This is a genomic window from Flavimobilis rhizosphaerae (genome assembly GCF_014852685.1).
In the GTDB taxonomy this organism is placed as follows: domain Bacteria; phylum Actinomycetota; class Actinomycetes; order Actinomycetales; family Cellulomonadaceae; genus Flavimobilis; species Flavimobilis rhizosphaerae.
Genome location: NZ_JACZDF010000002.1, coordinates 642,141 through 649,934 on the forward strand (window position 1 = coordinate 642,141; position 7,794 = coordinate 649,934).

Consider the following 7,794-nt stretch of genomic DNA (forward strand, 5'->3'; position numbering starts at 1 on the left):
GCCTACAGAACGACTGAGAACCCGCACCCTGACGAGAGGAACACCATGGCGACCGTGGCACTGACCGAGGCCACCTTCGAGGAGACCATCAAGAGCAACGACATCGTGCTGCTCGACTTCTGGGCCGAGTGGTGCGCACCGTGCCGTATGTTCGGCCCGACGTTCGAGAAGTCCTCGGACGCGAACCCGGACATCGTCCACGCGAAGATCGACACGGAGGCCGAGCAGGGCCTCGCCGCGGCCGCGGGCATCACGTCGATCCCGACGCTCATGGCGTTCCGCGAGGGAGTCCTCGTCTTCAACCAGCCCGGCGCGCTCCAGGGCAGCCAGCTCCAGCAGGTCGTCGACGCCGTCAAGGCGCTCGACATGGACGACGTGCGCAAGCAGATCGCCGAGCAGGACGGCGCGAAGGAGGCCTGAGCCCCTCGCCCCACGACGCAGCACGAGAGCCCCGGACCGTGAGGTCCGGGGCTCTCGTTGTCCGTGCGCGAGACGGGGGTCGAACCCGCACGCCCGAGGGCACAGGAACCTAAATCCTGCGCGTCTGCCAGTTCCGCCACTCGCGCGTGGCGCGCCCATCCTACGGGCGCACCCGGCTCAGGCGTCGAGCCCGAGCGTCTTGCGGAGGCGGCCGACGTGCCCGGTCGCCTTGATGTTCGTGAGCGCGTGTGTGACGACACCCGACTCGTCGAGCACCACCGTGCCGCGGATCGTGCCGGTGACCTCGCGGCCGTAGAGCTTCTTGAGGCCCCAGGCGCCCCACGGCTCCATGACGGTGTGCTCGGGGTCGGCGAGAAGCGTGAATCCGAGCTGTTCCTTCTCGGTGAACCGCGCAAGCTTCTCGACGCTGTCCGGCGAGATGCCGAGCACGCGGTAGCCGGCCGCCTCGAACGACGCCAGGGAGTCGCGGAAGTCGCACGCCTGACGCGTGCAGCCGAGGGTCCCGGCCTCCGCGTAGAAGTAGACGATGACCTTGTGCCCGCGCAGGTCCGAGAGCGTGACGGTCGTGCCGTCGGCTGCGGGCAGCGTGAAGTCGGGTGCGGTCTGGCCGGGGGTGAGGATGGGCACGGTTCTCCCAGGTGAGGTGGTCGGGGCGTCCCCGTGAGCCTAGTCGGCACGTGCCGTGGGGGCAGTGATGACGGGTACCGTGTGGGCGTGAGCACCACCACGTCCGCGCCCCTGCCCATCCGCATGCTGCACGACCGGGTCCTCGTGCGTCCCGAGAAGGACGGGGCCGAGTCGCGCACCGCTGCCGGGCTCGTCATCCCGGTGACCGCGGTCGGTCCGAGGAGGCTGTCATGGGGCAACGTTGTCGCGGCGGGCGAGCACGTGCGTCAGGTGTCGGTCGACGACCGCGTGCTCTACGACCCTGAGGACAAGCCTGAGGTCGAGCTCGGTGGGGAGTTCTTCGTGCTCCTGCGGGAGCGTGACGTCCACGCGGTGTCCCAGTCCGCGGACGACTCGGGACCGACGGGCATGTACCTCTGACGGGCCTCGTCCTCGTCGGGGTGCACGTCCCGGCGCACTGACCTGCGGGCTTTGCGATTCCCACCCGTGACCACCTCGGAGCGTGCACGTCACTCACCCGCAACCTCACCTCGCCTCCTGTTGTGAGGTTCGTCGGACGATGTTCGACTGGCGCAGGGGCACGCGAGGTTCTGCCCCGACGACGAGTCGGAGGAGGCGATGATGGCGACCGGACGAGCATCCGCACAGGGACGGCGAACGCCACGCGTGCGCATGCTCCACAGTCGGCCGGCGACGACGGAGACGCCGAGCCGTGCGTCGTTCCTCGTCGACGTACCCGTCGTCGACGACGGCCCTGCAGCAGAGCCCGGACCCGGCGCGCCCGCCGGGGCGGACGAGCCGACCGACGATGAGCTCGACGCACGCGCGCGCGCGGTCCTCGAGGGACTGCCGCGGCTCGAGGACCTCCTCGCGGCGCGCGTGCCCGCCACTCTCGTCGCTGACCTCCTCAGCCCTTTCGGTCCCGACAGCGAGCGCATCGCTCGCGAGGAGCAGGGCCGCTGAGAAGCGTGTTCGGCGTCACGTCCCCGCAGGTCCTTCTCGATTTCGTCCACGGGCAGATCGGGTGCTAGTGTTTCATCTCGTTGCCGCGGGAAACCGCAGGAACATGCGCCATTAGCTCAATTGGCAGAGCAGCTGACTCTTAATCAGCGGGTTCGGGGTTCGAGTCCCTGATGGCGCACCATGCGAGGCCCGGAACTTCGGTTCCGGGCCTTTGTCGTTCCCCGCAGGGGTGAACGTGGCACGTGGGAGGCCCGTGCCGCGACCCCGCCGTCCACCCCTTGGGACGGGGCGGTCCCGGGTGCGGACGCGCAGCCGCGGAATCCTGCGGGGACGGGTCCGAGGTCCCGATAAGCACGGCCGATCCGCTGATATCCATGGGGTGTCGCAACGCTCTGACCGGGTGCTGCGTCCAGGGTCCTTCCCGTGCGGCCGACCGGCGCGGACGGGGTGGTCCAGTTCGTCGCCACCGTCCGCGGTCCGGCACCGGCCCGTGGGCCGCGTCGGGCGCGGACCCACCGAGCGGAGTACCACGTGCGTATCGGAGTCCCCAAGGAGTCCGCACCCGACCAACGACTGGTCGCGGCCACGCCGCAGACCGTCGGCAAGCTCGTAGACCTGGGTTACGAGGTCGTCGTCGAGGAGGGCGCCGGGTCCGGCGCGAGCATCCCCGACGCTCTCTACACGGCCGCGGGCGCGATCGTCGTCGACGCTGCGGGCGCCTGGGGCGCCGACGTCGTCATCACGGTCGACGGCCCCGGCGACGGTGACGTCGAGCGGCTGTCCGAGGGTGCGACGCTCGTCGCGCGCCTCGCGCCGGACGACACGCCGGAACTTGTCGAGGCGCTGCGCGCCCGCGGCGTCACGGCCCTCAACCTCATGTCGGTGCCGCGCATCTCGCGTGCTCAGGCGCTCGACGTCCTCTCGACGATGTCGAACGTCTCGGGCTACCGCGGGATCATCGAGGCCGCCGAGTCCTACGCGGGCATGTTCGGCGGTCAGGTGACGGCGGCCGGCTCGACGCCGCCGGCACGCGTCTTCGTCATCGGCGCGGGCGTCGCTGGCCTCGCGGCGCTCGGGGCTGCCGGTTCGCTTGGCGCGGAGGTGCGTGCGTACGACGTGCGCGCGGACGTCGCGGAGCAGATCGAGTCGATGGGCGCGACGTTCGTGCGCGTCGAGGCCGAGGCGCAGGAGAGCGCCGACGGCTATGCGAAGGAGCTCACGGCGGACCAGGAGGCCGCGACCGCGGCCGTGTACGCGGCCGAGTCCGCGGCGGCCGACGTCGTCGTGACGACCGCACTCATCCGCGGCAAGGCACCCATCACCATCACGGCCGAGATGGTCGCGGCGATGAAGCCGGGCTCGGTCGTCGTCGACCTCGCAGCGTCGGGCGGCGGCAACTGCGAACTCACGGTGCCGGGGGAGAAGATCGTCACCGACAACGGTGTGACGATCATCGGCTACACGGACCTGCCGGGCCGCATGCCCAAGCACACGTCGCAGCTCTACGGAACGAACATCGTCAACCTCATGAAGCTGCTCACCCCCGCGAAGGACGGCGAGCTCGTCCTCGACCTCGAGGACGTCGTGCAGCGAGGCATCACGGTGACGCGGGCGGGGGAGATCCTCTGGCCTCCGCCGCCCGTCCAGGTGTCGGCGACGCCGGCTCCGGCACCTGCGGCACCCGTCGAGGCCGCGCCGGTCGCGCAGGCCCCGGCGAAGCCTGCGAAGAAGAAGGGCACGGGAACGCTCATCGGTGGCGCGATCACCGCGGCGCTCGTCGTCGCGGCCGTCGCGTTCTCGACGGCGACGTTCGCCTCGCACCTCACGGTGTTCGCGCTCGCCGTCGTCGTCGGCTTCTACGTCGTCACGGGTGTCACGCACTCGCTGCACACCCCGCTCATGGCGCAGACCAACGCGATCAGCGGCATCATCCTCGTCGGCTCGCTGCTGCAGATCGGCTCGGACGACCTCGTCGTGACGATCCTCGCGGTCGTCGCCGCGACGTTCGCGTCGATCAACATCTTCGGCGGGTTCTCCGTCGCGAGCCGCATGCTCGCCATGTTCCAGAAGGAGGCCTGAGCCGTGGAGACACTCACCCAGCTCGTCTACGGCGTCTACCTCGTCGCCGGTATCCTCTTCGTCCTCTCGCTCGCGGGCCTCTCCAAGCAGGAGACGGCGCGCGGCGGCAACCTCGCGGGCAAGGTCGGCATGGCGCTCGCGCTCGTCGCGACCGTGACGCTCGCGCTCATCGAGTCGGAGCGAAACGCGGCCGTCACGGCTGCGCTCATCGCGCTCGCGCTCGGCGTCGGTGCGCTCGCCGGCACGTGGCAGGCCCGCAAGGTCGAGATGACGCAGATGCCTGAGATGATCGCGCTGCTGCACTCGTTCGTCGGCCTCGCGGCCGTGCTCGTCGGCTTCAACTCGTTCCTCACGGACTCCCACGGTGGCGCCGTGCACCTCGTCGAGGTGTTCCTCGGCGTGTTCATCGGTGCGATCACGCTCACGGGCTCGCTCGTCGCGTTCGGCAAGCTCTCGGCGCGCATGAAGTCCTCGCCGCTCACGCTCCCGGGCCGTAACCTTCTCAACCTCGGGGCGATCCTCGTGTCGCTCGGCCTCATGGGCTGGTTCCTCGCGGCGCCGTCGATCTGGCCGCTCGCGATCATGACGGTCATCGCGCTCGCGGTGGGCTGGCACCTCGTCGTAGCGATCGGCGGCGGCGACATGCCCGTCGTCGTCTCGATGCTCAACTCGTACTCGGGCTGGGCCGCGGCTGCTGCGGGCTTCATGCTCGGCAACGACCTGCTCATCATCACGGGCGCGCTCGTCGGCTCGTCGGGTGCGATCCTCTCGTACATCATGTGCAAGGCGATGAACCGCTCGTTCATCTCGGTAATCCTCGGCGGCTTCGGCGCGACCGAGGGTGGGTCCCCGCAGGGTGCCGTCGTCGAGGGCGAGCACCACGAGACGAGCGCGGACGACGTCGCAGCGCTGCTCAAGGGTGCGAAGAGCGTTCTCATCACGCCGGGCTACGGCATGGCCGTCGCGAAGGCGCAGTACCCGGTCGCGGAGCTCACCTCGAAGCTGCGCGCGCAGGGCGTCGACGTGCGCTTCGGCGTGCACCCCGTCGCGGGGCGTCTGCCGGGCCACATGAACGTGCTGCTCGCCGAGGCCAAGGTGCCGTACGACATCGTCGAGGAGCTCGAGGAGGTCAACGAGAAGCTGCCGCGCACGGACGTCGTCCTCGTCATCGGTGCGAACGACACCGTCAACCCGGCCGCGGAGGACGACCCCGGCTCACCCATCGCGGGCATGCCGGTCCTCCAGGTGTGGAACGCGGAGAAGGTCGTCGTCTTCAAGCGGTCGATGGCCGTCGGTTACGCCGGCGTCCAGAACCCGCTGTTCTTCAAGGACAACACGCAGATGCTCTTCGGTGACGCCAAGGAGCGCGTCGAGGACATCGTCAAGGCGCTCTGAGCGCCGCTTACCGTCGCGAACGAGCGCGTCGCCCCTACCGGGGCGGCGCGCTCCGCGCGTCGGGGCTCGCCTAGGCTGAGGTCACCATGAGCACGACGCCCGACGTTCCCGACGCCCTCCTGCCCGACGTTTCCGACGCCCTCCTGCCCGACGGGCCTGGACCCGACGGGCGTGGACCCGACGCGACGACGCCCGCCGCCCACGAGGCCGAGCGGGTCGTCACCCAGCACGGGACGTTTCGCGCCCACCCGGTGTCGTTCGTGCGGCGCTCGGGCCGTCTCACGGACGGTCAGGCGCGGGCGCTCGAGCGGTCGGGTCCGCAGATGCTCCTCGACGTCCCGCGGGACGTTGCCCGCACGTCGGTCGACCCGGCGTGGCGTCTCGACGTCGCCGAGGTCTTCGGCCGCACGGCGCCGCTCGTCGTCGAGGTCGGCTCCGGCATGGGGGAGAACGCCGTCGCAGCCGCGGCGGCCGACCCCTCGCGGGACGTCCTCGCGCTCGAGGTGTACCTGCCCGGCCTCGCCCAGGCCGTGCTCGCAGGGGATCGCGACGGTGTGACGAACCTGCGGCTCGCGCAGGTCAACGCGCCCGAGCTCTTTGCGACGGCGCTCGCGCCAGCGTCCGTCGACGAGGTGTGGGTGTTCTTCCCGGACCCCTGGCACAAGACGCGTCACCACAAGCGTCGGCTCGTGCAGCCGTCGTTCTGCGACGAGGTCGCGCGCGTGCTGCGTCCGGGCGGCGTGTGGCGCCTCGCGACCGACTGGGAGCCGTACGCCGACCACGTGCGTGAGGTGCTGCGCGGGCGGGCGGATCTCGTGCCGCTCGTCGCGGGCTCGGACGGCGTCGTCGAGCGCTTCGACGGACGTGTCCTCACGACGTTCGAGGCGAAGGGGCTGCGCGCGGGCCGGACGATCACGGACCTCGCGTACGTCCGGGTCTGAACGTCGCGGTCCGCGGGGCCGGTAAACTCGGGGGCGTGACGACGACGCGCATCGCTCTGGCAACCTGCAACTTCCACCCTGATCTGGCCGAGGACGACCAGCACCTTCAGCGGGCTCTTGAGAAGCTCGGCGTCGAGGCGGTCGCGGCGGTGTGGGACGACCCGGAGGTCGACTGGTCCGCGTTCGACCTCGTCGTCGTGCGTTCCGTGTGGGACTGGTCGCAGCGGCGCGACGAGTTCGTCACGTGGGCGCAGGGCGTGCCGAACCTCCTCAATCGCGCGGAGATCCTCGCGTGGAACACGGACAAGGCGTACCTGCGCGAGCTCGACGCGGCGGGCATGCCGACGATCCCGACGATCTGGTTGACGCCCGAGCAGAAACTCTCGTCCCGTGCGGTGCACACGCGTATGCCTGCGCACGGCGACTTCGTCATCAAGCCGACGATCTCGCGCGGCGCGCGAGACACGGGTCGCTATCAGGCGGGTGAGGCGACGAGCCGCGGCACCGCGATCAAGCGGGCCGTGCAGCTGCTTGCCGACGGTCGTGAGGTGATGATCCAGCGGTACCTCACGAGCGTCGACACGGTGGGTGAGGCAGCGCTCGTCTACATCGGCGGCGAGTTCTCGCACGCGGTGCGCAAGGGCGCGATGCTCCAGGGGCAGTTCCGTGGCGCAGCGGGCCTCTACAAGCAGGAGTCGATGTCGCTGCGTGAGGTCTCCGACGCCGAGCGCGAGCTCGCAGACCGCGCGGTCGCGTTCGCGCGCGAGCGTCTGCAGGCCGACCACCCGGGCGAGGACCTGCTGTATGCGCGTGTCGACCTCGTCGACGGTGACGACGGCTCGCCGCTCGTGCTCGAGCTCGAGGTCGTCGAGCCGACGCTGTTCCTCGCATTCCGCCCGGAGGCGGCCGAGGAACTCGCGCAGGCGATCCTCGCCCGCCTCGCCTGAGCGACGCCTCCCACCCTGCCGGTCAGGCACCCACCTGCCAGACAGGCACCGTCGGCCGGCCAGGCACCCCGCCTGCCAGTCCCACAGCCAGCAGTGGTCCGATAGCCGATCCGTGCACTTGACGTGAGCCGATCCGCTATCGGCGACCGTGCCTCGTCGTGCGGCGGCGCTGAGCAGCCGTCAACCGCCCGCCGCGGCGACTCGATAGCCGATCGGTACGTATGACGTGTACCGATCTGCTATCGCGGGGACTGCCTCGGTGCGTCCTCGACGCTCGATAGCCGTTCCGTGCACTTGACATGTATCGATCCGCTATCGGCGAGCGAACCTCGTGGGCCCTACCCCCGGATCTTGGACACGGGGTGTGATTACGCAGCAGGTCGCAGCGTAGCGGTGTAGCC

At 70.2% G+C, this 7,794-nt stretch carries 8 protein-coding genes and 2 tRNA genes; 8 read left to right on the forward strand and 2 right to left on the reverse strand.

What is annotated here, in order from left to right; all coding sequences use genetic code 11:
* Positions 1 to 45 precede the first annotated feature (45 nt).
* The gene (trxA, locus tag IGS67_RS06220; protein WP_192278850.1) at positions 46 to 420 is read left to right on the forward strand and encodes a thioredoxin; all 375 of its coding nucleotides are present in this window, start codon (positions 46 to 48) and stop codon (positions 418 to 420) included.
* 64 nt (positions 421 to 484) lie between these two features.
* Here trxA and IGS67_RS06225 read toward each other — a convergent pair.
* Together IGS67_RS06225 and bcp are read right to left on the reverse strand one after the other, a co-directional pair.
* Positions 485 to 566: transfer RNA gene (locus tag IGS67_RS06225), tRNA-Leu, on the reverse strand.
* A gap of 31 nt (positions 567 to 597) precedes the next feature.
* Positions 598 to 1,068, reverse strand: a complete 471-nt coding sequence (gene bcp / locus IGS67_RS06230) for a thioredoxin-dependent thiol peroxidase (protein ID WP_192278852.1) — start codon at positions 1,066 to 1,068, stop codon at positions 598 to 600.
* An 87-nt stretch (positions 1,069 to 1,155) separates the two neighbouring features.
* Between bcp and IGS67_RS06235 the strand changes: the two genes are divergently transcribed.
* From IGS67_RS06235 to IGS67_RS06265, 7 genes are all read left to right on the forward strand, one after another.
* Entirely contained in the window at positions 1,156 to 1,488 is a 333-nt protein-coding gene (locus tag IGS67_RS06235; protein WP_407925808.1) for a GroES family chaperonin, read from the forward strand.
* Positions 1,489 to 1,740: 252 nt separating this feature from the next.
* Positions 1,741 to 2,031: a hypothetical protein gene (locus IGS67_RS06240; protein ID WP_192278854.1), complete on the forward strand. Its 291-nt coding sequence runs from the start codon at positions 1,741 to 1,743 to the stop codon at positions 2,029 to 2,031.
* Between the two features lie 105 nt (positions 2,032 to 2,136).
* Positions 2,137 to 2,212 (forward strand) — tRNA-Lys (locus tag IGS67_RS06245).
* A 350-nt stretch (positions 2,213 to 2,562) separates the two neighbouring features.
* On the forward strand, positions 2,563 to 4,110 hold the full coding sequence (locus IGS67_RS06250) for a Re/Si-specific NAD(P)(+) transhydrogenase subunit alpha (protein ID WP_192278856.1): 1,548 nt from the start codon (positions 2,563 to 2,565) through the stop codon (positions 4,108 to 4,110).
* Between the two features lie 3 nt (positions 4,111 to 4,113).
* On the forward strand, positions 4,114 to 5,505 hold the full coding sequence (gene pntB, locus IGS67_RS06255; RefSeq protein WP_192278858.1) for a Re/Si-specific NAD(P)(+) transhydrogenase subunit beta: 1,392 nt from the start codon (positions 4,114 to 4,116) through the stop codon (positions 5,503 to 5,505).
* Positions 5,506 to 5,591: 86 nt separating this feature from the next.
* Positions 5,592 to 6,446 (forward strand): tRNA (guanosine(46)-N7)-methyltransferase TrmB, encoded by an 855-nt coding sequence (gene trmB / locus IGS67_RS06260; protein ID WP_192278860.1) that lies wholly within the window; start codon positions 5,592 to 5,594, stop codon positions 6,444 to 6,446.
* 35 nt (positions 6,447 to 6,481) lie between these two features.
* Positions 6,482 to 7,393 (forward strand): ATP-grasp domain-containing protein, encoded by a 912-nt coding sequence (locus IGS67_RS06265; protein WP_192278862.1) that lies wholly within the window; start codon positions 6,482 to 6,484, stop codon positions 7,391 to 7,393.
* The last annotated feature ends 401 nt before the right edge of the window (positions 7,394 to 7,794 follow it).